The organism is Thainema salinarum CENA647 (genome assembly GCF_057732415.1).
On record NZ_JBYJZJ010000022.1, the window covers coordinates 2,141,334 to 2,167,434 of the forward strand.

The following is a 26,101-nucleotide window of genomic DNA, read 5'->3' on the forward strand; positions in this document are numbered from 1 at the left end:
CTAAACGAGCCTTCTACGTAAGTCCTATGATTTCTGTCGCTAATTTACTTACCGAAAATCGGATTCCCGGCAACTACTTTGCCAGTGATGCCTATGTCCACAGTGATCTGGAATTAGGGCTGCTGGAAAATCGGCGGAGCGATCGCCTGCTGGCGCTGCCCGAAACCATGCTGCAAGCCATTTATGCCGGTTTGGAAAAAGAGACTGGACAGGCTGGAGGTTTGGTACTGGTTAACTGTGGTCGCTGGTGGGGCAAGAATTTTTATGCCCGCTTTTGCGAAGAAGTGAGCGACTACTACCGGGCTCCGCTGTCGGATATGCCGATGGTTGAGTTTTTGCAGTGTCTGCGTCAGTGCTGGCAAACCCACGGCTGGGGCAAAATTGACCTGGATCAGACCTATCAGGCCAAGGGTTTTCTAGTCGTTGAGGTGCAAAATTCACCTTTTATTAAGTTTGCATTGAAAGGGGATACACCCGTTGGCTATCTTGAATCTGGTGTGCTGAGCGCGTTCTTTGGTCAGCTAACGGGGCGTGATCTGGCCTGTGTGCAGACCAGTTGTGAATCCCAAGGCTGCGATCGCAACCGATTTGTATTGGGTATTCCCAAGCGGATGGAAGCCATTGAGCAAAAGGTCTTAGCTGGGGAATCTCACGATGCCATTATGCAGGCAATCACAGCTTGACTTAAGGCCGCATCAGTCAAACATTTACAACTCAACATTACCTAATGAGGGCAGCGAGCCGCTGTGGCTGTATCGACTCGTTTAAAGCGTTCCCCAAAATATCGAATATTGGGTCTAATTGGCCAAGGACAGTTTGGCCAAGTGTTTTGTGCGGTACATCGTAAAACTGGGCAGTTTGTTGCCCTGAAGAATTTAGACCACTATCGGTTTCCTACCCACAAGTTTCTGCGGGAACTACGATTCTTACTCAGCCTTCAGCACCCCAATATCGTCAACTGCCAATCCCTGGAGCATACGGCGACGGGACGCTATTTGGTCATGGACTACTGTGAGGGTGGCACCCTGCGGCAGTTGATGAATATGGGTGGTACGTTAACGCTGATCCAAAAAATCGGCCTCATCGACGATGTGCTGGCGGGGCTACAGCATGCCCACAGTCGCGGCATTATCCACTGTGATATTAAGCCTGAAAACATTCTGCTGACCCTGAAACCAGGTACTTGGCAAGCTCACATCTCTGACTTTGGCATTGCCCGCCTGACGCAAAATGAATCGATGCAAGCTGGCAGTAATACGGGGTCTCCAGCTTATATGGCTCCTGAGCGCTTTTATGGACAATATTCCTTGCTGTCTGATCTGTATGCAGTAGGAGTCATGCTCTATGAGCTAATTCTGGGCGACCGTCCGTTTAGCGGTACGCCGCAAGAGTTAATGACGGCTCATCTCAATCAGCCAGTTGTTCTGCCAAATGAGATACCGATTGAGTTGCAAACCATTGTGCGGACGGCCCTGCAAAAGCTGCCTGCCCGTCGATTTCGCTCAGCGGCGGACATGCTGCAGGCGCTCCAGTCGCTGACACCTCAGCAATTGCAGCAGACAGAACAGCAGTTAGCGCTGCGATCGCAACAGCTACGATTTGCCAATGCCCGCCATTTAGAAGATTGGGAAATTCGAGCTGCGGTGAATGCCGCTCGCAAATCGGTTGCTGTCCGGCCACAGTCTGTTTGTTCACTCTCGTCGCCGCTGATGGCAATGGCCAGTTTCTCGACCACGTTGGCTCGTCACACGTCGAGTGACGTGGCTGGTCTTGTACAGCACCTGGTACAGATGAGCCCATCGGAGTGTGCCTATATTCAGTACCGTTCCGACGCACTCACCGCCGCTGAACCCTATAGCCAGCAACCGATTAGCACTCCCTTGACTGAACGAGTTCGGGAACTGGCTCCAGTGCCGCAGGGCTGTTTTATCATCAAAGCTCATGCGGTTGAGTTTTTTCCTTGGCCGTCTAACTCTACGTCATCTGCGTCAACGACACAGGTAGTCCCACTGCAGCCCACATCGGTGATTCAGTTTAAGTACAACAGCCAGGTGGTTGTTCATGCCGCAGGACACTGGCTGGCTGCTTTAACCGCCGAATCAGCTAAACAGCTGCAGACCTGCCGCTGGCAGTATGATTTGGCTACACAAACGGTCAACGTTTCTGACCTGCGATCGCACCAATTATCTCTGTCCAATTCGTCCCTCACAGGCGCGAAATTACTGCCGCTGGATGATCGTCATCTAGCCGTTATGCAGCAATTTCGAACTGATTCAGCTCCATCAAAAGCTATACCGTCTGAAGCCGTGTCAAAAGCTTCAGCTTCCAGATTAACGGCGCATACTCAGCTCCAGGTTTTCACCCGGCGCGACACTCGATTAGGCTCCGTTCGGATCAATGTGCCGATTGAGCAAGCGATCATGACGACTCGCCCTTATCGGCTGTTGGCAGTTGAGCAGGGGAATCAGCAAGCCATTGTGTTAATTGACCTCAAACCGTTTTATGCTCAGCGAATAGGGGTAGGCATTGTGCCTGTTTGTCTGCACGCCACCAGTTGGGGCTACATCTTAGCCGCAGAAAACGGTGAGATTGTGCTAATCAACCACGATACCGAAATCGTTGGTCGCTTAGCTGGTCCCGCTTATCCCAGTGCGATCGCAACTTTCAACGGCTACGGTCTGCTCATCGCAACCTGGAATGGACGACAGGGACAGCTCCACACCATTGATCTACGCGAACTAGACATTGACTTAATCTTTTGACCCTCCATAAAAAATCATGTTTGTTCAGTCCCCATGCATGACAGAATTTACGGCAGTGTGAGATTGTAGAGCAATATTTGGCAATTTTGCCATCCCTGTTGGAGACATCTCGGCTGTGTGTCTCTGTTTCGTGGAGCCGAAAAATGAAGTTTGAAACTGCCGCTCAGCAAGTCTGCTATGAGCAAATTGTGCCTTGGATGAATGAGCTATTTGGAGAAACGCTGCTGATTCTGGATGATGAGCCCGTTTTTATCAACAATTTTGGCTCAGCTGTGGCCTCAACCAAAATTATTCCCTGGGGAGATGAGGAATCGCTAATTGTCACCCGTGCTTACGTGGTAACAAATATTGATATTACGCCGGATCTGACGTATTACTTGCTGCGGGAAAACGACGGCATCTATTTTGGCCGCTTTGCGCTGGATTCCGAAAACGACATTGTGTTTGAACACAGCTTAGTTGGTTCCACCTGCGACAAGAAGGAGCTGCAAAATTCAGTCATGTCGGTAATTGAGTTTGCCGATGCTTATGATGATGAGATCGTGGTGCGCTGGGGTGGTCAGCGGGCTCTTGATCGGTGGACGGCCATGAGTGATCGTGGCAGTTAATTGAGCGAGTTTATTGGGCTAGGCTTCCGTCACAAGTTCTACACCACTCGGCTGAGAAATTGAATATCATAGCAACTGATTGCAAATTATTTGGCCCGCAGGCAGGGCGTAAATTAGGTCACTATGGTTAAATTACGAGGCGCTTTAGGCCGTATTGTGCTGGTTGTTGGAACTGCGATCGCAATTATTCTGGTCTCAATCCAGCCCTGGTCAAATAATCCTGTCCGCTCCGCCTATTCTTCGGCCAACGAGTTTGACCCACTTAAACCGTCTCTGGTCTCTCCCTTTGTGCAGGATTTGTCATCAACTTTGACAGAAGCAGTTGAGCAAACTCAGCGGTTCCATAAACAGGCTAAAACAACTCAGCCGACAACCAATACCGCTGATCAGTCAGCTAAAGCCGCCTCTGCCTCCACGTCATCAAATTCATCTAAAGCGACCCAGCGTTCAGCTAACGAGGGTATCACCAACCCATCAACCACTAACTATACAACTACCACCGATCAACCCGTTCCATCCCCAACCCAACTTGCCCAATCCACCCCGGATTACGTTCCTGCCACAGAAGTTGCCTGGGCCGACCCCACCAACTACGGCGAACGCTACGCCACTGATGCTTATGGCAATCCGGTCTACAACGACTTTATCGTGGTGCTGCATGAGACCGTTGGTTCGGCAAATAGCGCGATCAATACCTTCCGCACACCCCATCCTCGCGATGAGGATCAGGTCAGCTATCACACTCTAATTCGTCGTGATGGCACGGTTGTCTACATTGTGCCGCCAGAGAAGCGAGCCTTTGGTGCTGGTAATTCGGTCTTTGATGGCCCCAATGGATCTGAAACGGTGGTAACGAATCTTGAGTTTCCGGGGTCGGTGAATAACTTTGCCTATCACATCTCGCTGGAATCGCCTTCTGATGGCCGAGGCAACAGTCGTACCCATAGCGGCTATACCGACAACCAATATCGTTCTTTAGCATGGTTAGTCGCACAAAGCACCGTGCCCGATTATCGCATTACTACCCACCGAGATGTGGATCGCTCCGGTTCCCGCCTTGATCCCCGCAGCTTTAACGGTGAGCTATTTCTCAGTCTGCTTCACCAATACGCTCGACCGGCCTAACGCAGCCAATTCAAATCTCTAAGCCAAAACCGCCAATCCAAAATCGGTACTTCCTCTTGCTCGTTTACTGTTCGAACTTGTGACCCATTCTCCTCGCCAAGCGGCCTTTTTAGCGCTCAAAGCCATCAACCAGAAGCAAGCCTATGCCGATATTGCACTCGATCAGGTGTTGCAGCGTAGCCAGCTTTCAGCCCGCGATCGCAGATTGGCGACTGAATTGGTTTACGGCAGCGTTCGCCGCCAACGCACGCTTGATGCATTGATCAATCAGCTTGCAACCAAACCCGCAGATCAGCAGCCTCCAGATCTGCGGCTGATTCTGCATCTGGGCTTATATCAGCTCCGCTATCTGACTCAAATTCCCGCCCGCGCCATCGTCGATACTACTGTTGAACTGGCCAAGGATAACCGCCTGAAGCGTCTGTCCGGCGTCGTCAATGGCATCCTGCGCCAGTACGACCGCCTTACTCAATCCGTTCCAGTACCCAACCCCAATTCCCAACCAAATCAACCATCACCCCCCTCCCAAGCAACAACTCCCACCGAAACCGCATCCCCATCAACTATCAACCATTCCTCGACCACCAACCACTCTCCATCAAGCATTACCCCTTCCTCATCAACGCCCACTGACCCCCTCCACCTCCCTGCCAACCCCGCTGAACGGCTTGGCATTCTCCACAGCTACCCCACCTGGATTGTGCAAGTTTGGTACGACCAATTGCAGGACTGGGCCGCAGTCGAGCGGCTTTGCCAGTATATGAACCAGACGCCCAGTTTGGATTTGCGCGTTAACCCGCTCAAAACCACAATGGCCGAGGTGATGACCGCCTTTGAAGATGCGGGAATTGCTGTTCAACCCACCCACATTCCCTGGTGCCTGCGCCTGGACGGTCATGCGGGCAATGTGGCAAAACTGCCAGGATTTGAGCAGGGCTGGTGGACTGTACAAGATCAAAGCGCACAGCTCGTTGCTTATTTACTCGATCCGCAACCGGATGAAACAGTGATTGATGCCTGTGCAGCTCCGGGTGGCAAGACGACCCAAATGGCCGAGCTGATGGGCGACCAAGGCAAAATCTGGGCCTGCGATCGCTATTCCTCCCGATTGAAAAAAGTGCAGCAAAACTGCGATCGCATCGGCTTGCAATCTGTTCAACTGCGGGCAGGCGATAGCTGCGATATGCCCGACTTTAAGCAGACGGCGGATCGGGTACTGATGGATGCGCCCTGTTCCGGTCTCGGTACACTGCACCGCCATGCCGATGCTCGCTGGCGACAGACGCCGGATTCAATTCAGAATTTAGCGAAACTTCAGCAGGCGCTTTTAGAATCAACCGCCACTTGGGTTAAGCCTGGAGGCTGCCTGGTGTATTCGACCTGTACTCTCCATCACGCCGAGAATGAGCAGGTTGTGCAGCAGTTTCTCGCCACACATTCCGATTGGCGTGTTGAATCCCCTGAAGATCCTCTGTTTCAGCCCTATATAACGTCTGATGGCTGGCTAAAAGTCTGGCCCCATCAAGCTCAGATGGATGGCTTCTTTATGGTCAAGTTGCAGCATGTTGGTAATACCTCTCAATAGGTTCATGTTGATTTGGAAAAACCAACATAAAAGCACCTGGTTGGGTCATGCCTGTGGTTAAATTACTCATTTAAAGTGTTATTAAAGCCAGATTTTATGGTGTAAATTCAGCTCAATTTTAACCTGTGGGTTAGTGATTCAAATCTGCAAGTTGGAATTGCTGAAGTCCACTATATTACTGAAGTTTTAAACACTATTGCTATGATAATTACCCCACCCCCTCTACCCACTCAATTAGCTTCATCCACTCAGCTAAAGTCCTCAAGATTGCCATCCTATGTTTCGGCTGACGGCTCAATTAATAGAAAGGTAGCTTTTTCCTCAGTTGGCGCAGCACTAGGCTCAATAGCGAGCCTATTCTTGGCCACGTTTCTATTAAATTTACCTATTCTTGCCAACATCTCGCCAGAAGATAAGGGCACATTAAAGGCAAGTTTGACATCGGGACTCACTGCGATCGCAACTTTGGCCATTGGCTATTACACCAAACCCGGCGCTAGCGATCAGATCGTAGAAAAAGAAAACCAGAACAGTTGACAACACTAGGTACAAGCAGAGTATTCTGACTTACCATACAATTGTTCTTCACTAGATTGTCGCGCTCTCGATGGCTCATCCGTCCCCGAAACTTCGTCCATATCAGGGACAGTTGATTAATGACCTGTACGCCAAGATTAATCAGGGGCATCGTCGGATTGCCATTGTTGCCGGGACGGGTGCGGGTAAAACCGTGATTGGCGGCCAAATCTGTGCTCAGGCCGTTGCCCACGGCTGCCGCCTATTATTTATCGTTCATTTAGACATCTTGATTGAACAGACCTTCAACAAGATGCAGTCATTTGGGCTAGAGTGCGGCTTCATTAAAGCGGGCTGGCCGGAAAATCCAGACGCACCGATTCAAATTGCCAGTGTGCAAACGCTGGGCAAGCGCTCCTGGTGGCGCAAGTGGCCTGCTAATCTGGTCTTTTTTGATGAAGGCCACACCACCGTTTTCTCCCAAGTCGGGCAAGAAATTATCTACCGTACCCACCCCAATGCGGTTCATTTAGCACTGACCGCAACGCCCTATCGTTTAGGTCAGGAGCAGCTCGGCGACCATTTTGAAACATTTGTGGCTTCGCCTGTGCCCTCAACGCTTCAGGAAATGGGCTTTCTGGCCCCTATGCGGTATTACAGTATGCCCGCTGATGGCCAGGCGAATCTAGGCGGTGTCCGCACGGTGGCGGGTGATTACCATGAACGCGATTTGAAGAATGCCTGCGATCGCCCGGAGCTGGTTGAGAAAATTGTGGATGAATGGCATCGCCTCTGTCCGGGGAAGCGCACGATTGCGTTCTGCGTCGATATTGAACATGCGCGTCACGTTGCGGCAGCGTTTCAGGATGCCGAAATTCCGGCGGCAACGGTGGAAGGGGGAACGCCAATTAAAGAGCGGAAGCGGCTCTATGATGCGCTGGGCGCGGGAGAGCTATTGGTTCTCACTTCTTGTAATGTAATTAGCATCGGTTTTGATGAACCTAGTGTGGAAGTTGGTTTGCTGCTGCGTCCGACCCAGTCCCATGCGCTGCATCAACAGCAAATTGGTCGGGTGATGCGAATTTCGCCCCAGACGGGCAAAGCCTACGGGCTGATTTTGGATCAGGCGGGCAATCTGCAACGGCTAGGTTTTCCAGAAGATATTGAAGCTTACACGTTGCCGACGCGCACCGATTCGTCGCCCGGTAAACCACCACCAACCAAACAGTGTCCAGCCTGTGGCTGTCTGGTCTATGCCTTTGTCACCGACTGTCCGAGTTGTCATCACCAGTGGCTGAGTGAAAAAGTGATTCAAGCCGATGATCTAATTGAGGTCATTACCAATCTCTCGCGTGAACAACTGCATCAGCTCCAGGACGAAGCAGCACTGATTGCGCTGTTCCATCACCAGCGCCGCCGCACCTTTGAGCAGGGACAAGGCCCCAACTGGGCCAAGCGAGCATTCTATGAGCTGACGGGACGCTGGCCCCAGGAGGAATGGTGCCGAGGATCGGTGTTTGGTCATAGCCCCACTCTCCAAGATCAGGCCACCTATAAACGATATCTGACGCAGCTTGCCCATCGTTACGGTCGGCCCATTAGCTGGGTGATGCATGAATATCAGCAAGAATTTGGCTAATCAGGGCTCTATAATGCGCTGCTTATACAGCCTGTAAAATTCTCTCTTCAATTTATAGCGATTCTAGATAAGAACGAGAGAGGAGAGTGCCTCAGCCTGAGGCACTCTCCTCTCTCGTTATCTCACTCTTAACTGGAATCACTATATTTGGATGGGTTATCGATTAGCAAACAGGTGTGCTGTGGCTAGATTGCGATCGCAACTTTCGATCAATCAGTAACAGCTCTGTCAAATTGCCTACAGCAATACGTTGCCGTAAGCGAGAAAATCTATATAAATCACAAAATTCATAGAAATAAACCTATCAATCTACCTATCCATAGAAATAGGTAGGAGCAGGTCGTATCTTTCAAAAGACCCACACAGCATGCTTAACATTTGTTTACAATAAAGAGCCAAGGTTGATTCGATCGACGTATGCCTTAGTTGTTGAGGAGTTTAAGCAAGATGTCGTTGCCCCTACTGATTAGCGAACAGCAGGTTCGACCATTCAATTACTATCAGGACGGCGCAATCTTTTGTGCGATCGCATTTCAGCGTAAGTTTTACAAACGAGTCTGCCAGTTCAAACAAGCAGAGCGCTCCAAAGCCTACACAGTGGGTTACCAATTTGGTGAGCATGGCAACAGCGTTGTGATCACAGCTTCGGATACGCACTATACACTTTGGGTCGATGTGCGCGCAGATGTTGCCGCTATCCCCATCATTGAAATGTCGGATTTGTTTAGATCCACGCCTGGCCCAGCCGCAGTCGGGGTAAGTGCTGCATAAAAATTGGCACTCTATGTCGATCTCTGTGATCTAGACAGAGTGTTGATCAGTTGTTTAGTTGGCAAAGAGGAGGGTTGCTAGCAGTAAACCCTCCTCTTTGCTTTACCAGTCGGCTTTGTGGATGTTCTCAAAAGCAATGGTTTCTTAGCGCGACTGAGGTGGCTGCTTAACACCCGTACCGTAGGATTCACTGTACCGCTGTGGTACATCCTCTAGAACCTCGCCGCTTTGATCGGTTTCGTCTTCAACAGGAATATTGGTGCTGTGGGTCGCTGAAGCCAAATCTTCTTTGTCAGTTGAACTGACATGGGCTTGCTCAGCAGTTTCGTTGGCGCTGTGGATACGATTGGCCACGTCTCGCCGTTTAGATTCTTTAGACATGGTACTGCTCTCGTGATGCGTTAACCCCTGCACGATAACGAGGTCAATACGGATTGGGAATCTCCACAAGGTCGGAAATGGCAACGGCTATCGAGCAACATCTGCGATCGCAGAAAATCCCTCTCTTAGTCATACCGTTAGCTAGAGGCAATCCTATCGGAACCCGTTTAAGATGCCCCATAATGTGCAATTTTAATAGGTAAAATCTTGGCTCAGGCAGCACCAAGCATCTATTAGGAGATCGTAGGAGGTGTTTAAAAACCAAAATCAGGGGCTGAAATAAATTGTTGCGGCTAATCATTCTCGTCACTCTCGATTTATTTACGACTTATTTGAAGGACGTTTAAACCTATGCATGTTGCAATTTGGCCTGGTAATGTTTATCCTCTGGGAGCAACTTGGGATCGCAAAGGCACTAACTTTGCCTTGTTTTCGGAACATGCAACTGCGGTCGATTTGTGCCTGTTTGATAAGAATGGCGAAGAGACTCGCGTTCCACTGACTGAGGTCAGCAATTTTGTTTGGCACGGCTATCTGCCCGGTATCAGCCCAGGCCAAGAGTATGGCTATCGAGTGCATGGCCCCTATGCGCCACAGGAAGGGCACCGTTTCAATCCCAACAAACTGCTAATCGACCCCTACGCCAAAGCCATTTCAGGTGAAGTGGGCAACGGGCCAGAACTGTTTGGCTATGACTGGGAAAGCCCAGATGAAGACCTGTCGTTCTCAGAACTGGACAGCGCTCCCCTCGTGCCTAAGTCCGTCGTCGTCGATGAAACCTTTGACTGGGAAGATGATACCCCGCTGCTTACGCCCTGGCATGAAACCATAATTTACGAGGTGCATGTCAAAGGGTTTACTAAGCAGCATCCCGACATTCCCGAAGAACTGCGAGGCACCTACGCGGGTATGGCTCACCCTGTCGCAATTGAGCACTTGCAACGGCTGGGGATCACGGCAGTCGAGCTGATGCCGATTCATCACTTTCTGTCTCGCCCCGGACATTTGGCCGACAAGGGAATGCGCAACTACTGGGGCTACGACTCGATTAATTTCTTCGCTCCATTTGCAGGCTACAGCTCTAACGGCATCTTGGGTGAACAGGTTAGCGAGTTCAAAGAAATGGTGAAAACCCTGCACCAGGCAGGAATTGAGGTGATTCTGGACGTGGTGTACAACCACACGGGCGAAGGCAACCACCTTGGCCCCACGCTTTCCCTGCGCGGTGTTGACAATGCCAGCTACTATCGCCTGGTTGAAGATGATCCTCGCTACTACATGGATTTCACAGGCTGCGGCAACTCTCTGCACATGCGTAGTCCCCAGGTACTCAAGCTGATTATGGATAGCTTGCGCTACTGGGTATCTGAGATGCATGTGGATGGCTTCCGCTTTGATCTGGCCTCCGCTCTGGCCCGAGAGCTGTACGACGTGGATCGACTGTCGGCCTTCTTCGACCTGATTCACCAGGACCCCGTATTAGCTGGCGTGAAGCTGATTGCTGAACCCTGGGATGTGGGCACCGGCGGCTATCAGGTGGGTAACTTTCCAGTCAACTGGTCGGAGTGGAACGGCAAATATCGTGACACGGTACGCGATTTCTGGCGTGGTCAAGATGAAACCCTGGGCGAGTTTGCTTATCGGTTGACGGGCAGCCCCGATCTCTATTTCCAGATGAATGGCCGACAGCCGAATGCCAGCATCAATTTCATTACGGCTCACGATGGCTTCACGCTCAACGACTTGGTCAGCTACAACGATAAGCACAACGAAGATAACGGTGAAGATAACCGCGATGGCGAGAGCCACAACCGCTCCTGGAACTGTGGTGAAGAAGGCTTAACTGATGATCCGGAAGTCCTACAGCTCCGTGAGCAGCAGCGGCGCAACTTTCTGACAACTCTAATGCTGTCCCAGGGCGTACCCATGCTGTTGGGAGGTGACGAGATTGGCCGCACTCAGTTGGGTAACAACAATGCTTATTGCCAGGACAACGAAATCTCCTGGTTTGACTGGCAGTTACCGGAAGGGAACGAAGACCTAATTAATTTCTGCCGCGAGCTGATCTACTTCCGTAAGCAGCACCCGGTCTTTCGGCGGCGCAAGTGGTTCCAGGGACGGGCCATTCATGGCTTTGAGGTGACCGACATTAGCTGGCACAATCCCGATGGCACGGAAATGACTGGCGAGCAATGGGACGCTGGTTTTATCAAGTCAATTGGCGTTTTTCTGAATGGCGATAAGATTCCCAGTCCGGGTAGCCAAGGCGAGCGGATTAGCGACAATGACTTTCTGATATTTTTCAATGCCCATTACGAAACAATTGAGTTTCACTTACCGAAGATATTCCGCGAGTATCACTGGTCAGTGCAGATCGACACAAAGGAACCCCGATTTGTCACCGAAGAGCGAATTTTCACGGCTGATCAAACGATCCCCGTTGCAGCACGCTCAATCGTAATTTCGCAGCGGCTGTAAATGCCTCGCGTCATTCCGCACCGCCAGGCATTTCAGCTACTGCAAATCACTACAGCACTCGCAGGATACTCGGTACGCTATCGATGGAGCTGTAGCTTTGTAGTTCGCCTAACGCGGTGTGGAAATCTCCTTCGCGGACATTGTGCGTAACCACCACAATTTCCGCTCGCTCATCCTGGAAGCCAATTTGTACCACCGACTCCAAGCTAACATTGTGATTGCCAAACGTCGTGCCCAGCTTGCCGATAACGCCCGGTTCATCCTTTGCCAGCAGCCGCACATAAAACCGCGTGACTAGATCCTCAATTGGCGTAATCGTGCAGTAGTGCTGATGCGAACAGGCCAGTAGCGGATCGAGCGGCTTTTGTCCTGATTTCTCGGAGCTGCTATCACTGCCGCGCTCCACCATCAGAATGGCCGCAATATTCAGCACATCGGACATTACTGCGCTGGCTGTTGGCCCCGAACCTGCTCCCGGCCCAAAAAACATGACTTGTCCCACCGGATCGCCTTCAATCAGAATTGCGTTGTAGACATCATTGATGCTGGCTAGTGGGTGCGACTTATTCAGCAGCGTTGGATGAACACGTATCTGGAGCTGCTCATCATCCGGTGAGCTACCCAGTTCGCGTTTTGCGATCGCAAGTAGCTTAATCACAAATCCCAGCCGGTCGGCATAGGTAATATCGGCGGCTGTAACGCCGCGAATGCCTTCACAGTACACCTCGTCTAGCTTAATTCGTCCACCAAAGGCCAGCGAAGCGAGAATGGCAATCTTATCAGCGGCATCCAGACCGTCTACGTCTGCCGTTGGGTCAGCCTCGGCATAGCCCAGTCGCTGCGCATCGGCCAGAATATCCTCAAACTGGCCACCCTCCTGCTGCATCCGCGTCAGAATATAGTTGGTCGTACCGTTGACAATACCCGTAATGGTGTGGAGACGATTGGCGCAGAGTGACTGCTTTAGCGGTTCCACCACTGGAATGCCGCCGCCCACAGCGGCTTCCAGCAGGACATACACTCCGGCTTTAGTCGCGGCGGTGAAAATCTCGTCGCCGTAGCGGGCAATTACCGCTTTGTTGGCTGTTACAACATGCTTGCCGTTTTCAATGGCTTTTAGGATTAGCGATCGCGCGGGTTCCAGGCCACCAATTACCTCAACCACAATATCCACTACCGGATCAGTGACAATCGAGTCCAGGTCAGTCGTCAGACGCTCAGTGGGAATCTCAATTTCACGCGGCTTGTCTAAACTGCGAACTCCTACTTTATAGAGTTCAAGCTCATTCGTCAGCGGATGCCGCTGCGCCGTGTCGAGTACGATTTTGGCCGTGCCTGTGCCAACTGTTCCGAGTCCCAATAAGCCGATTTTGACAACCAAGGGTTTTAACCTTCCCACTACATGTTCACCCCAATTATTGTAGTGGTAGGACTTCACCATTGACGGTGGATTTCGTTGAAGCTGTTGAAATTATTGGTCAAAAGGCGTTCAATTGCTTAGCCATTTCGTTCCGACGACAGTAAGCGAGCAGAGACCACGCCACCGATGAAGCCAAAGAGGTGCCCCTGCCAAGACACGGTATCGTCAGTTGGCAAAACACCCCAAATCAAACTACCGTAAAACAGGATCGCGATGACCGACAAGGCAATTGAACTCATGCTGCGCTCAAAGTATCCTCTCGATAGCAGAAACCCGAAATAGCCAAAAATCAGGCCGCTAGCGCCCACATGGATCGAGTTGGGACTGCCCAAAAACCAAGTGCCCACACCGCTGACAATCAGGGTAATCACTGACACTACGAAGAAATCACTTGTTTCCCGCAGCATAATTAGCCAGCCTAGCGTAAACAGCGGTACGGTATTTGCCAGCAAATGGCCAATCCCATGATGCAGAAACGGGGCAAACAAGACGCCTCGCAGCCCAATCAGGTGACGGGGCCAGATACCAAATTGATCAAGCCAACCGTTTAACAGATATAGATCAAGCAGCTCAATCGCCCACAACAGCACCACGAATCCGCCCAGAATGCGGATATGCTGTCTCACTTCCTTGGCCAAAGCCTGAAAGGGTGACAACATAGCTAGATAGCTTGCTGCATCAAGGATAGGGCACGGAGACCCCGCTGAAAATAGAGGCGTTTGTGGGGTTTGAGCGCCATCAACTGAAACGCTTGATTGGCCCACAGTTCCATCCCATACGTCCACCGTTGCCCATAGAGAGCCAAGCTGAACTCACTGTGTCGCAAGGTTTTATCTTGGTGTTTTTGAATACGTCCAGCATAGTGGTCAATGCGGAGTTGCCGCATCCATTGCCCCTGTAGGGTGGCCAAACTGTACGCGATCGCAATGAGTAAGAGCAAGGCTAAAAATCGGGGTTCATTGACCTTGGTGTCCTCTAAGTTGTAGCCCCCAGTCTTACAGTCCTTGAAGAGCTGCTCAATGCCCCAGCGACAGCGATAGATCTCAATGGCCTGCTTCAAATTAGGCAGATTGGTGAGAATATACCAGGGGTCTTTCGGGCCTTTGTTACGATAGCTTCGTTTCCAATAGATCGCCAAATTAAAGGGACCCAACCCATCGCCTTTGTTGGCCAAGATGCCCCGATAGAACTGTCTCATGCCGGGTTGAATGCCCAAGTCTTTCACCACGGTATACTCCTGTTGCACACTCACTTGAAAATGAAGGTCTTTCTTCTGCCGCAAGGCAAACATGATGCCCCTGGAGTCTAGCCATTTAGCTAGTTTTGGACTATGGAACTCTCGGTCTCCAAGCACTAAGACGGGGTAGGATTTCAACAGGGGGAAAACGGCTTTTAGCAGTCGTTTTTGAGTCCGAAGGTCGCTGTTGCCGCTTTGCTTTAAGACCTCCCAATACAGGGGCAGGGCATGGGTGCCCCAGATCAGAGAGACCATGAAGATATTTCGCCCTTTCCACTGAGTGCGGTCAATCGCCAGAATCCAGTAGCCATACTTTTGATGCTTCAGTTGTTTGAGGCGGCGGCGTTGGGATCGATTCAATCCCCGTCCGGTTTGCTCTTGCCGAATCCAGTATTTCACCAGCGGAAACCACAGCAGTTTGACCCTCAGTTGAGGCAAGACTAAAAACCGCTGTAAGTTCCGTTTTCGACTGCCATATTGAATCGGTTGAGGAAAGACACTGGCTAAAACTGACAGTTTGACCTGACGATGGGCCTGTAGCAAACATAACAAGAGCTGCAGGGTCAAATACTGCGGGTCGCTCAGATGAGCTTGGAGGGTGGTTTGGTAGAATGCAGGAAACATATTTGGTTGGGGGAGTCTGCTCAAGGCTCCCTATTTCTTTGCCTCTGTTATTCTCTCAAAGCTTTGTCCACCTTGGTTCTGAACTCGCTTGTCACCCGGTTAGGGCCAAAGCATTCGTTTTTTCTTGAAATCGGCTCATTGATTACTCTTCAGTCACAGAAGCAGGCGTCTCGGCTGGCTCTAAACGGGGTTTTACGCCAAAGGTCAATACCGTTTCATCCACTCCCTTTAATTTTAGAGGACTGAACTTAACGATTTCATTCTCGGTTAGGTAGTCGGCTACGGCGGCGGAAACGAGAATCGCATCTGGATCTGCCGCCTCCTGAATGCGAGCCGCAATATTTACACTGGGGCCAATGGCGGTATAGTCTGAGCGCTGTGCCCCACCGAACAGTCCCACAACTGCTGTGCCTTGGTGGATGCCGCAGCGGAATTTAACTTCACCGATACCTTGGGATCGCCATTTTTCATTAAGCTGATCGAGGCGATGATACATCTGACGAGCCGCTGCGATCGCACGTCGCACTTGTTCATTGGGCGAAATTTCTTCCGGTGCGCCAAAAATAGCTAATACAGCATCACCCATAAACTTATCGACCGTGCCGCCATTATCAAAAATGGCGTAGGTCATTTCTTCCAGGTACTCATTTAGCAGCTCGGCGACCCGCCGCGATCGCAACGTATTCGACAGTTGGGTAAAGCCAACAATGTCGCTAAACAAAATCGTTACCAGCTTTGGCTCAGGCCGGAGATCGAGCGAGAGCTTTCCTCGCGCCGCTTTTTCCACCATCATCGGCGGCAAGAAGCGCTGGAGTACCGATTCAGTCAAATACGTATTCAGCTCAGCAATCCGGCGCTCATTCGCTTTCAGCGCCAGAAGATTACGCACTTCGGCCAATAGTTCGCGGTTATTAAACGGTTTCGAGAGGTAAGCATCGGCTCCCTGTTCTGCTCCCGTAATCCGCGTATCCTCGTCTGCTTTGGCAGTTAACAAAATAATCGGAATGCCCCGCAGATGCTCATTAGCCCGCAGTTGACGAATCATGTCTAATCCCGACACTACGGGCATCATCAGGTCGGTAATGATCAAATCGGGTTTGCGCGCCTCGGCCATTTGATAGCCTTCTGCCCCGTTGCGAGCACCGTAAACCTCATGACCAGCCTGCTGCAAGATTTGCGACACATAGGCCCGCAGGTCGTTATTGTCATCTACGACCAGAATATTAGCGGTAATAGCCGGAGCAATTGTCGTCTCAGCTTCGTTGAGCGCGGGCAGCGGCGTCATAGGCAATGGATCAGCCGTCGAGGCAGCCGCCCGTTGATCTAGCTCAATATCAGCGAGTTCAACCAATGCACGACTGGCCGTACTTTCAACGGCAGCTTCGACAATCGCTTCAGCCGATAAATGGTCGGTACCCGTTCGCAATCGAATTTTGAAGGTCGTGCCCTTGCCATAAACTGAACTGACCTCAATCTGGCCGCCGTGCATATCAACTAGCTCTTTCACCAGTGCGAGTCCGAGGCCGCTACCTTCATAACTGCGGTTTTCAGAACCATCAGCCTGCCGGAAGCGCTCAAACAGATGCGGAATCTGATCATCTCGAATGCCGATCCCAGAGTCAGAGACCTCAATGATGCAGTCGTCGCCATCTGGATAGAGGCGTACCGTGATGCTACCGCCCGCCTGAGTAAACTTCATGGCGTTGGACAGCAGGTTGTACAGCACCTTATCAAACTTCTCGGCATCCAGATAAACCGATGGACAGGGAGAAAGCTGAGCAATTAGCTGGAGCTGTTTGCGATCGCAGTAGGGCTGAAACGATTCCGTAATTTGGCTGACAAATTCCTCAATGTTGCAGGGACGGAACTTGGGCTGCATTCGTCCGGCATCTAGACGCTGCAAATCGAGGAGCTGATTCACCAAGCGCAGCAAACGGCGAGAATTGCGCAGAGCAATCTCCGACTGCTCGTAGCTCAATCCCTGCTTTTGAGCGACGGCGGCTTCCAGCGGCCCGATCGTTAAAGTCAACGGCGTGCGGAACTCATGGGAAATATTCTGGAAAAACTCGGTCTTTTGCCGATCCAGCTCCATGAGCTGTTCCGCCTGCTGCCGCGTTTTTTGGTAAAGACGAGACTGCTGAACTGCGATCGCAGCTTGAGTAGCAACAGCCTGAGCCAAGCTAATTTCTGTTGCTTGCCAAGTTCGCGGTTGATTTTGGCGCAGCGAAATGCTGCCAATAATCTTGCCTGCCGTCGTCAAGAGCGGAACCACCAGCAGCGCCCGCGTATGCACCCGTAGCGGCAGATCCGGCATATTCAGTTCCGGATGCTGGATCAAGTCGTGTACCACTACCGGCTGTTGCGTCTCCAGCAGCCGCAGCAGTACTGGGTTACCCTCAATCGGAGCCAGAGACTGTGGCAACGGCTTATGCAGGTCTGATGTGCGAACCTCATCCACAGCCGTAGAAACCCGATGGTTTAACTGAGCTTGATGATAACTTGCTGAAGAATGCAAGACATCCCACGCTTCAGGCGTCGCTACCGATACAGCCGCCGTGTCAGCCGATTCGCTTCCTTCATTAGGGTGCTGATCGGCTGCATCATAGAGTCCAACACACTGGACATACTCATCATCCTCAGTCCAAAGCGACAGGGCGCAGCCATCAGTATTGAGGACTTCTCCCAGATTCTTGGTAATGGCCGCAAAAATATCTTGGGGATCGAGGCTAGAGCGGATTGCTGTGGTAATCGTGTTGACTAACGACTCTCGCTGAGCCAAAGCTTGAGACTGTTCATAAGCGCGAGCCTGCGATAGCGCCAAGGCAGCCTGATCAGCCACCATCAGTAAAATCTGCACTTCGTCGCCTCGCCAGCGCCGAATCTCATGCTTTTGGTGTAAGGCTAAAACCGCCAGTAGCTCCTGCTGCACCATCAGTGGCACCAGGAGCGATGAGCGAATATCTTGACTGAGATAGGCTTGCCGCCGCTGCTCACCCTCTGGTGTCTCTAGACAAATGCGGGGATCTGCGTGAACATCCTCAATAACCAGAACGTCATCTGTTTCCCAGATAGTCTGGGTTAAATCGTCAATAGAGTAAATTAGGGTTCTGGATGTCCCGTTACTCTCACTATCGAGCTCGGGATCACTAGTTTCATGCCCTTTCTCCAGAGCTTTTTCATGGCGAGCATGATAAACAAACCACTCTTCTGCGGCTGTATCAGCCTGTAGCGATCGCAATACGCAACAGCTCGCCTCAAACATCTGCCCAACCGTATTGACCAGTGTTTGTAGAATTTGGCGATAGGTGCGGGCACGTCGAATTGTATTGGTGACGGCATTGAGTAACGATTCCTGCTGAAGCGTGCGAGCTAATTCTTGCGTCCGTGCCCGCAGCACATTGTGGGTGTCAACAGCCTGCTGCACCACCGCCTTGAGTTCCTGATCGTCCCACGGCTTGGTGACATACTTGAACACCTTCCCAGCATTAATGGCCTCCACCAGGTCTTCCACATCGGTGTAGCCAGTCAAAATAATCCGAATAATGTCGGGATAGCGAGTTGCAGTTTGGCTCAAAAACTCGGTACCGCTCATACCCGGCATCCGCTGATCCGAGATGATGACCGCAATATCCCCTTCTTGCTCTAGAATTTCCAACGCAGCATGACCGCTCTCAGCACGCAGAACGACATACTCACGACGAAAGGCGCGGTATAGCAGATCAAGATTGTCAGGTTCGTCATCGACGACCAAAATCTTTGATTTTTGCTTGACTTGATCGCTCATGCACTGCTCACTCCGTGCCAGGGCCGAAAAAGAAGATGCTGGATTTGACTGAATATAGAACCATCTCTAGTAATATGTGAATCTCAATCCCTTCCGACCCGAACCAAATCTACTCACTGATTGCTGCTAGAGCTGCGCTGTTGCCTTTATCAACTTAGCGTTCTGTTGGTCGATCAACCATCCTCCTTTGTCTTAATTTACTAGAACAACTCAAACTAGAGCCTGCTCTAGTAAATTGGTTCTGCACCAACTTACATCAAAGATGCTGAATTCATCCGGAATGCGTTGTTTGGGCTTGGCAAAGCAACAGCTTAATTTGCCTATTAACTATTCACTACTAACTACAACGCGCGTTCCATAGGATCCGCACATCAATATCAGCAATTCAGCTTAAAGATCTCGTTTTTGGGTGAAATGAATTGTTTAGGTGAAATCGTAGAACAAATAGTGATGGAATTAAGAGTAGAACGGCAGAAATTGAGAATGGATCGCAGAGCAGGTTGCCAGTGAATTAAGTCTAGCTGTCAGTTCTAACTGTCCGTAGCTTGGCTCACCGACCTGTCTGACGATGTTCATTTTCAATCTCTGAGCAATGCACCTGAGACTAGGCAGAACGTAACGAAATACTAAAAACGTCCCGTCATCCTAGCATACCTAGCATTCCCCAAGGTTTTGATAAATTATCAATCCTGATTGGGTGACACCGTTTCCATTCTCTAGAAGCGCCACTGTAACGACACGGCAGCCACAGACAACAGATTGTGACAGTTACAAAACTGGTTCCTGTGTGGCAACTTGACTGCGAGTCCCTCGTCAAAGGTTTTATAGGTAATCTGGCTATGAGAGCCTAGAATAGGGTTTTGCAAAAAGTATGCGCTCCATGCTTTTATCTGAAACAAGATTGGTTTCTACTATAAAGATTCTGCATCGACGCCTGAACCCAATATCAGGATGAGTACCCTCACACACACCGAAGGATTTTGAGTATGAAACGCCAGTTGTGGTTCCGACTGATGACGCTAGCTCTGATTAGTTTCGGAGGTGGCACGGTATGGCATCGTGTGGATGCCGCTACGTTTGGTCAGCAAGAGGTGAGTCAGGAGAATATTATTGCGATCGCATCTCCGGTCAATGGTGGTGAAACCTATCAGCTTTTAGTGGTAGAGCAAGTCAGTGACAGTCAAGCCTGCTGGCAGGAAAATCAAGATATCGCTGGCACAATTGAACCGCTGCTGCTCAATTTTGACTTTACTGGCATCTGTAGCCGCGCTACTGACAGCAATGGCTACTCGATTCGAGTGGGAGGCGAAGACTTAGGGCTGCAATATGTGCTGCGCGTGGTGCAGTCTGATAATGTTATGCGGCTGGTGGGGATTCCCATTAGCGATCGCAGTGCGCCCAAGCTTGACATTGGTCGAACGAAGGGTGTGACTACCGATTTTGTCAAAATTCAGCTCAATCCGGGCTGGCGCTTTACGAAGCGGACGTACGACGGGCAAACGCTGGGCCATTACTACTTCACCAACGATCAGAGCTTAGCCGCTCTAGCTGCCGCTTCTGAAAACACAGGAACAGGTTCTGGTTCGAGTATTCCCAGCACCGGCACGGGGGCTGTGACCTCACCGTCACCCTTGCCAACAACATTACCCAGCTCTGATGTGACACCTGAGACACCGACAACTGAACCAGCAGCAAGCCCAACTACTGACACTGCAACTGATGGTTCTGATGCAACCTCTTCAGATACGAATGTGAGAATCATTGATATCGTTCGGCCATCGGCAGGTTCAACTCCGGCTGCTGAAACCGAGACACCTACCGACTCGAACGTTGAGCCAACTGTTGATGATCCAACTGTTACGGATGAGACATCAGCAACTCCGACTCCGTCAGCACCCAGTAGCGGCTCCATTATGGTGCCAACCTTACCCACACCACCGAGTTCACCACTACTAGATTCCATGCTTGGTAATTAACCTAACTGCGCAAATTGAAACTCAAAGAGGGCTTATGCCGTATCGGCATAAGCCCTCTTTGCTATTGCTACAAAATCTATTGCTGCAAAACCTATTGAGTCTGCAGAGCAGCCTACCACTTCAGCGTGTTGAACTGTTCCATATCAACTGTGTCGCGGTTGCGATAAATCGCCAGAACAATCGCCAGTCCAACTGCCGCTTCCGCAGCTGCGATCGTAATCACGAAGATGGCAAACACCTGACCGCGAATGAGCTGTGCGTCCAGATAGTTGGAAAACGCCATCAAGTTGAGGTTAACCGCGTTCAACATCAGTTCAATCGACATCAAAACGCGAATGGCATTTCGGCTCGTAACTAAGCCAAATACGCCGATACAAAACAGGGCCGCTGCCAAAATCAAAAAGTACTGAAGCTGCATGACTATCTTTCTCGCTGATCAAAACACCAAATTAAGCTAAAGCCTTTTATGTAGGTTGGGTTGAACAACGCGAAACCCAACAGTGAGTTAAGCAGTCGTTAGATTTCGCAAGCTCGATAGCAATCTACAAGAGGCTCAATCTACTTAAGGAGTTAAACACTAACCCCCCTGTCCCAAACTGACCTCAAGTTAGCTTTCCTCTGACGGAGCAGAACCCCCGATTGAAATCAAATCTCGTGGCCGTTCTGGAAGCTGGAGCGAGATTTCTTCTGGAATACCCGTTTCCGCTTCATCCGGCAAGAACTCGCGGCGGGCCAGAATAATCGCTCCGATTAGAGCCATCAGCAGCAGAACAGATGCTAATTCAAACGGCAGAAGGAAATCACTGAATAAATGCTGACCAATCAAGAGGGTTGCCGCATCTCCAATCGCAGGCTCAGTGGACAATGGCCAAGCCGTGGACATAATCATCGTGCCCAACAGTGCGAACAGGCCAACACAAATTACACCTGTTGCGGCTCGACTCACCCAAGCGTTCTGTACAGGAGTAAAGGGCTGCCGCTTATTCACAAGCATGATGCCGAAGAGGATGAGAATATTGACAGCGCCAACGTAAATCAGGATTTGGGCAGCGGCGACGAAGCCAGCATTGAGCAAGATATAGAATCCCGATATGCCCACAAAGACCATACCCAGCAGAAAAGCTGAGTAGACAATGTTAGCTAAAAGAACCACTCCTAAAGCGGCTCCGATCATCATCACTCCTAATAGTCCAAACGAAACAATTTGGACGCCCTCGGCTAAATTCACGGCAGTGTATGCTCCTTCTACAGCGTCTATAACGATTGCAAGATTAAAGCTAATCTCTTAAATTTGCCAGTTTTTCGTATTTAAGCCTATTCCTGACCAATTTTGCATAGGTTTAACCTGTGCTTGCATCTAGCTGAAACATTAAGACTTGGCAGACTCTTCGGCTGCTTCATCCTCTGCTGCTTCTAGCTCATCTAGAATCTCTTCTGGCCGCTGGCCCGGTCGCTGAGACCCCGGTGGTAGATCATGAGGATCAATAACGCCTTTGGGCAGATAGGCAAATTCCCGCAGCGGGGTCACCATCGGATCTTCAGTTACCTTGTAAGGCAGACGACCCAGCGCCACGTTGTCGTAGTTCAGCTCGTGGCGATCGTAGGACGATAGCTCATATTCTTCCGTCATAGATAGGCAGTTGGTGGGGCAGTATTCCACGCAGTTGCCGCAGAAAATACAGACGCCGAAGTCGATACTGTAATGCTTCAGGTTTTTCTTCTTCGACTCTTTGTTGAACTCCCAATCGACCACAGGCAAGTTGATCGGACAAACGCGCACGCACACTTCACAGGCGATACACTTATCAAACTCAAAATGGATACGCCCACGATAGCGTTCTGAGGGAATCAGCTTTTCGTAGGGATATTGAACGGTGACCGGGCGGCGGCGCATGTGGTCAAAGGTTACGGAAAGCCCTTGACCAATGTACTTGGCAGCTTGGCCTGCACCTTTCGTATAGTCTGCAACTTGTTTGAGAAACTTCAGCATAGTGTCTCCGAGCGACTTCAGTATCGGAAGAAATCGAAAGAATTGGACTCAGCTCTCACTAACCGCCAAAGGCGAAGGGGAAAACCAGCTTAAGTCCAGCAGTGATCAGTAGGTTGACCAGCGAAATAGGCAGCAGAAATTTCCAGCCAAAGTCTAGCAGCTGGTCGATTCTGACGCGGGGTACTGTCCAACGCATCAGGATAGAAATGAAGACGAGGAAATAAGCTTTGAGTAGTGTTGAGAGAATGCCGAGAGAGGCAAAGGAAATCTGGAGAATCGGATTTGTCTCGCTTACACCGAGCCAACCTGCGATCGCATCAATTGGAATCGGAAAGTCCCAGCCACCGAGGTACAAAATCACAAACAGCAGGGCCGACAGAATTAAGTTGACGTAGGAGCCGACGTAGAACAAACCGAACTTCATGCCTGTGTACTCGGTTTGATAGCCTGCCACCAGCTCTTCTTCTGCTTCTGGCAAGTCAAATGGCAGACGCTCACATTCGGCCAGCGCGGCGATCCAGAAAATCAAAAAGCCGACTGGCTGTCGCCAAATGTTCCAGCCCAGAATGCCGTAGCCGGACTGCTGCTCAACAATATCAATCGTGCTGAGGCTGTTCGACATCATGACGACGGCCAAAACAGCCAAAGCAAGTGGAATCTCATAGCTAATCGACTGCGCGGTTGCCCTGAGTCCACCCAGAAGGGAGTATTTGTTGTTGGACGAATAGCCAGACATCAGCAATCCAATGGGAGCGATGCTCGAAAGCGCAATCCAGAGGAAAATGCCCACACCGATGTTGGTGATGATGAGATGTTGGCCGAACGGCACAATCAGGAACGATAGCAGAACCGGAATCACAACGATAATCGGCCCTAACGTGAAGAGAATAGAGTCAGCCTTTGCCGGTGTGATGTCTTCCTTAAACACCAGCTTGAGACCATCAGCCGCCGCTTGCAAAACTCCTAATGGGCCCGCATATTCAGGGCCAATTCGCTGCTGTGCCGCAGCAGAAATTTTCCGCTCTAGCCAAACTGCAACAAATACTCCAACGACCGCTGCAACCAACATAACCGTCATCGGTAGCGGAATCCAAGCTGCCTTGGCCGCACCCGGAGGGACGCCCAGTTCGGTCAGCGAACGGATAAACGTTCCTTGCAGATCAATTCCTGAGTTCATATCACCCGCATCTCAGCCTACGAAACCAATGTGTATGAGCCATTGCCATCATATATAAAGATTTTTGACTTGACTCCACTTGCTTAGTATATCGCTGTGCAGCAGTTCGCCAAATCTAACTTGCTGAATGTATCCCAAGTTTCTATTTATCAATTGCATAAGTCAGCAAAACAGAGGGCGAGATCGGCTCAGCCAATCTCGCCCTCTGCTGTTCAAAATCATGGAACCAATAGCGACTGAATCAGTGACGCAAGTTAGTCTGAGCTAGCGTCTGGGCGATGCTTACGCAGCTGTTCTGCTTCAGGGCAATCGTCCGAAACCAGCGGCTCTACATTTCCACGCGGAACGGTTGATAGCTTTTGGGTCACTGCACCAATGCTTTCCAACCGAACCATTTCTTCCCAAGAGCAAACTTCATCGTCTTCTTCGGTTTCGTAGCGCAGTGTCACCAAATCGCCTTCGATATCGAGGATTTGCGCCCGTTCAATCCAGCGTTGTTGATCCCGTAGAAAAATCCATACCTCACGTCCATCACAGCAGAGCTGATAGATCTTGCGGTGTAACATTGATTCCTTCTCCGATCCGGTACAGTTTTTTACAGTGTCGAAAATCTAATCTTGTTTTTTCTGAGAACGGCTTCATCCGCACAGTTCAGAATCTATTGTCACCATCATCATGTAGCCGAATTGGGAGTAGCTGAACTTGAATGGGAGCATTGTGTTGGCGGCAGCACATGCAGTTGTCATGATTTAAACCTTGGGAGATAAAGTTCTACGCTTCGGTTGTCAAATTGGCCCACAGCTTGCACTCTGCTTAACCCAAAACTAAATCAAAACCCGAAGCGAGCGCTTTGCCACTGTCAAACACGAACATGTCGAACAAGGACAATCTACTCTCTTTGGGTTCAGTACAAGGTGTGAGATTTACGGACATTAAACCCCGACTTTTGGCACTTGTGAAGGGGATAAGGGATATTACCATTTTAACGATTGATTGACCCGTACTGCTGCTGTGAAGTCTGTATTTCGTTCAAACTTTATGAAGCTATGCTGCGAAAGATTGATCAGCTCTCAGCCGATGGATTGTCAATCAAGCACTTGACACGTCCCTATTGGGATTAAATACAAGCTGTATAGCTGTAGCCAGCCAGCTCTATTCGGACACGGACGTTTTGGTGACGCGACGTCGCTGCGCCACCAAAACGTCCCAACCAATAGGATTATGGCTATAAGATCCAAGATGTGAGTGGACGTTTATCCAAGAGATTCGACATGTTGTTACATCTCAGTACATGGCCAGAGGTTGAACAGTATTTGAAACAGTCCCCAGGGATTATTTTCCCGATTGGTTCGACCGAGCAGCATGGCCCAACGGGTCTGATTGGAACCGATGCGATTTGTGCAGAGGCCGTAGCGAAAGGGGTCGGCGAATCCGTTCATGCGCTGGTGGGGCCGACCATTAACGTGGGTATGGCGCTACACCATACGGCATTCCCCGGCAGCATTAGCCTACGTCCCAGTACGCTGATTTTGGTTATTCGCGACTACATTACGCCGCTGGCTCGGGCTGGATTTACGCGATTTTTCTTCATCAACGGTCACGGTGGCAATATCGCCACGCTGAAGGCTGCCTTTTCGGAGACCTATCAGATTCTGGCTGATTTACAGGTGCCAAATTGCGATCGCATTCAGTGTCGAGTGGCTAATTGGTTTATGTGTGGCTCAGTTTATCGGCTGGCTAAGGAACTTTACGGCGATCAGGAGGGTTCCCATGCCACACCGAGCGAGGTGGCGCTGACGCAGTATGTTTATCCGGAATCGATTAAGCAGGCACCGCTGTCGCCGGAAGTCGCTTCGGGTCATCCAATTTACAGCGCTGTGGATTTTCGTCGCCGTTATCCCGATGGTCGCATGGGATCGAATCCGGCTTTGGCTACACCGGAGCATGGTAAGCAGTTCTATGAGTTGGCCGTTAAAGAACTGAGCAACGACTATCTCAAGTTTTTGAATGCAGAGTAAGGGCAAATGG

Annotated in this window: 21 protein-coding genes; 11 read left to right on the top strand and 10 right to left on the bottom strand. The window is 50.5% G+C overall.

What is annotated here, in order from left to right; translation table 11 throughout:
* The first annotated feature begins 26 nt into the window (after positions 1-26).
* The 8 genes from AC286M_RS16325 to AC286M_RS16360 all read left to right on the top strand — a co-directional run bounded on the left by AC286M_RS16325 (position 27) and on the right by AC286M_RS16360 (position 9,006).
* Complete coding sequence (locus AC286M_RS16325; RefSeq protein WP_488205397.1) at positions 27-683, top strand: V4R domain-containing protein; 657 nt, start codon at positions 27-29, stop codon at positions 681-683.
* Between the two features lie 63 nt (positions 684-746).
* Positions 747-2,762, top strand: coding sequence for a serine/threonine-protein kinase (locus AC286M_RS16330; RefSeq protein ID WP_488205398.1), 2,016 nt, complete (start codon positions 747-749; stop codon positions 2,760-2,762).
* 143 nt (positions 2,763-2,905) lie between these two features.
* Complete coding sequence (locus AC286M_RS16335) at positions 2,906-3,370, top strand: T3SS (YopN, CesT) and YbjN peptide-binding chaperone 1 (protein WP_488205399.1); 465 nt, start codon at positions 2,906-2,908, stop codon at positions 3,368-3,370.
* A 123-nt stretch (positions 3,371-3,493) separates the two neighbouring features.
* A complete protein-coding gene (locus tag AC286M_RS16340) occupies positions 3,494-4,495 on the top strand; it encodes a peptidoglycan recognition protein family protein (RefSeq protein WP_488205400.1) in 1,002 nt (333 codons plus the stop codon).
* A 79-nt stretch (positions 4,496-4,574) separates the two neighbouring features.
* Positions 4,575-6,080: a 16S rRNA (cytosine(967)-C(5))-methyltransferase gene (locus tag AC286M_RS16345; RefSeq protein ID WP_488205401.1), complete on the top strand. Its 1,506-nt coding sequence runs from the start codon at positions 4,575-4,577 to the stop codon at positions 6,078-6,080.
* 360 nt (positions 6,081-6,440) lie between these two features.
* Positions 6,441-6,617, top strand: coding sequence for a hypothetical protein (locus tag AC286M_RS16350; RefSeq protein WP_488205402.1), 177 nt, complete (start codon positions 6,441-6,443; stop codon positions 6,615-6,617).
* A gap of 70 nt (positions 6,618-6,687) precedes the next feature.
* Positions 6,688-8,235 (top strand): DEAD/DEAH box helicase, encoded by a 1,548-nt coding sequence (locus AC286M_RS16355; protein ID WP_488205403.1) that lies wholly within the window; start codon positions 6,688-6,690, stop codon positions 8,233-8,235.
* Between the two features lie 447 nt (positions 8,236-8,682).
* Positions 8,683-9,006: a hypothetical protein gene (locus AC286M_RS16360; RefSeq protein ID WP_488205404.1), complete on the top strand. Its 324-nt coding sequence runs from the start codon at positions 8,683-8,685 to the stop codon at positions 9,004-9,006.
* 144 nt (positions 9,007-9,150) lie between these two features.
* Here the strand turns inward: AC286M_RS16360 and AC286M_RS16365 are convergent, their stop codons facing one another.
* A complete protein-coding gene (locus AC286M_RS16365) occupies positions 9,151-9,387 on the bottom strand; it encodes a hypothetical protein (protein ID WP_488205405.1) in 237 nt (78 codons plus the stop codon).
* Positions 9,388-9,738: 351 nt separating this feature from the next.
* Here AC286M_RS16365 and glgX point away from each other — a divergent pair, with 351 nt between their 5' ends.
* The gene (glgX, locus tag AC286M_RS16370) at positions 9,739-11,865 is read left to right on the top strand and encodes a glycogen debranching protein GlgX (RefSeq protein WP_488205406.1); all 2,127 of its coding nucleotides are present in this window, start codon (positions 9,739-9,741) and stop codon (positions 11,863-11,865) included.
* Positions 11,866-11,914: 49 nt separating this feature from the next.
* Here glgX and AC286M_RS16375 read toward each other — a convergent pair whose 3' ends face one another.
* From AC286M_RS16375 to AC286M_RS16390, 4 genes are all read right to left on the bottom strand, one after another.
* On the bottom strand, positions 11,915-13,246 hold the full coding sequence (locus AC286M_RS16375) for a homoserine dehydrogenase (protein ID WP_488205407.1): 1,332 nt from the start codon (positions 13,244-13,246) through the stop codon (positions 11,915-11,917).
* Between the two features lie 116 nt (positions 13,247-13,362).
* Positions 13,363-13,944: a rhomboid family intramembrane serine protease gene (locus tag AC286M_RS16380; protein ID WP_488205408.1), complete on the bottom strand. Its 582-nt coding sequence runs from the start codon at positions 13,942-13,944 to the stop codon at positions 13,363-13,365.
* 2 nt (positions 13,945-13,946) lie between these two features.
* Positions 13,947-15,146 carry an IS4 family transposase gene (locus AC286M_RS16385; protein WP_488203413.1) on the bottom strand — a complete coding sequence of 400 codons (1,200 nt, stop codon included), beginning with the start codon at positions 15,144-15,146 and terminating at the stop codon, positions 13,947-13,949.
* A gap of 142 nt (positions 15,147-15,288) precedes the next feature.
* On the bottom strand, positions 15,289-18,930 hold the full coding sequence (locus AC286M_RS16390; RefSeq protein WP_488205409.1) for a response regulator: 3,642 nt from the start codon (positions 18,928-18,930) through the stop codon (positions 15,289-15,291).
* A 986-nt stretch (positions 18,931-19,916) separates the two neighbouring features.
* Here AC286M_RS16390 and AC286M_RS16395 point away from each other — a divergent pair.
* Positions 19,917-20,906, top strand: coding sequence for a DUF3747 domain-containing protein (locus tag AC286M_RS16395; protein WP_488205410.1), 990 nt, complete (start codon positions 19,917-19,919; stop codon positions 20,904-20,906).
* 112 nt (positions 20,907-21,018) lie between these two features.
* On the opposite strand, the gene nuoK is transcribed toward AC286M_RS16395, so the two are convergent.
* The 5 genes from nuoK to AC286M_RS16420 all read right to left on the bottom strand — a co-directional run bounded on the left by nuoK (position 21,019) and on the right by AC286M_RS16420 (position 24,639).
* Positions 21,019-21,324 carry an NADH-quinone oxidoreductase subunit NuoK gene (gene nuoK, locus AC286M_RS16400; protein ID WP_488205411.1) on the bottom strand — a complete coding sequence of 102 codons (306 nt, stop codon included), beginning with the start codon at positions 21,322-21,324 and terminating at the stop codon, positions 21,019-21,021.
* Between the two features lie 189 nt (positions 21,325-21,513).
* Complete coding sequence (locus AC286M_RS16405; RefSeq protein WP_488205412.1) at positions 21,514-22,134, bottom strand: NADH-quinone oxidoreductase subunit J; 621 nt, start codon at positions 22,132-22,134, stop codon at positions 21,514-21,516.
* A 141-nt stretch (positions 22,135-22,275) separates the two neighbouring features.
* Complete coding sequence (gene ndhI / locus AC286M_RS16410) at positions 22,276-22,893, bottom strand: NAD(P)H-quinone oxidoreductase subunit I (protein ID WP_488208842.1); 618 nt, start codon at positions 22,891-22,893, stop codon at positions 22,276-22,278.
* A 61-nt stretch (positions 22,894-22,954) separates the two neighbouring features.
* On the bottom strand, positions 22,955-24,073 hold the full coding sequence (gene nuoH, locus AC286M_RS16415; protein WP_488205413.1) for an NADH-quinone oxidoreductase subunit NuoH: 1,119 nt from the start codon (positions 24,071-24,073) through the stop codon (positions 22,955-22,957).
* Between the two features lie 254 nt (positions 24,074-24,327).
* Positions 24,328-24,639 (bottom strand): DUF6679 family protein, encoded by a 312-nt coding sequence (locus AC286M_RS16420; RefSeq protein ID WP_488205414.1) that lies wholly within the window; start codon positions 24,637-24,639, stop codon positions 24,328-24,330.
* Between the two features lie 705 nt (positions 24,640-25,344).
* On the opposite strand from AC286M_RS16420, the gene AC286M_RS16425 reads away from it, so the two are divergent.
* Positions 25,345-26,091 (top strand): creatininase family protein, encoded by a 747-nt coding sequence (locus AC286M_RS16425; RefSeq protein WP_488205415.1) that lies wholly within the window; start codon positions 25,345-25,347, stop codon positions 26,089-26,091.
* Positions 26,092-26,101: the final 10 nt, after the last annotated feature.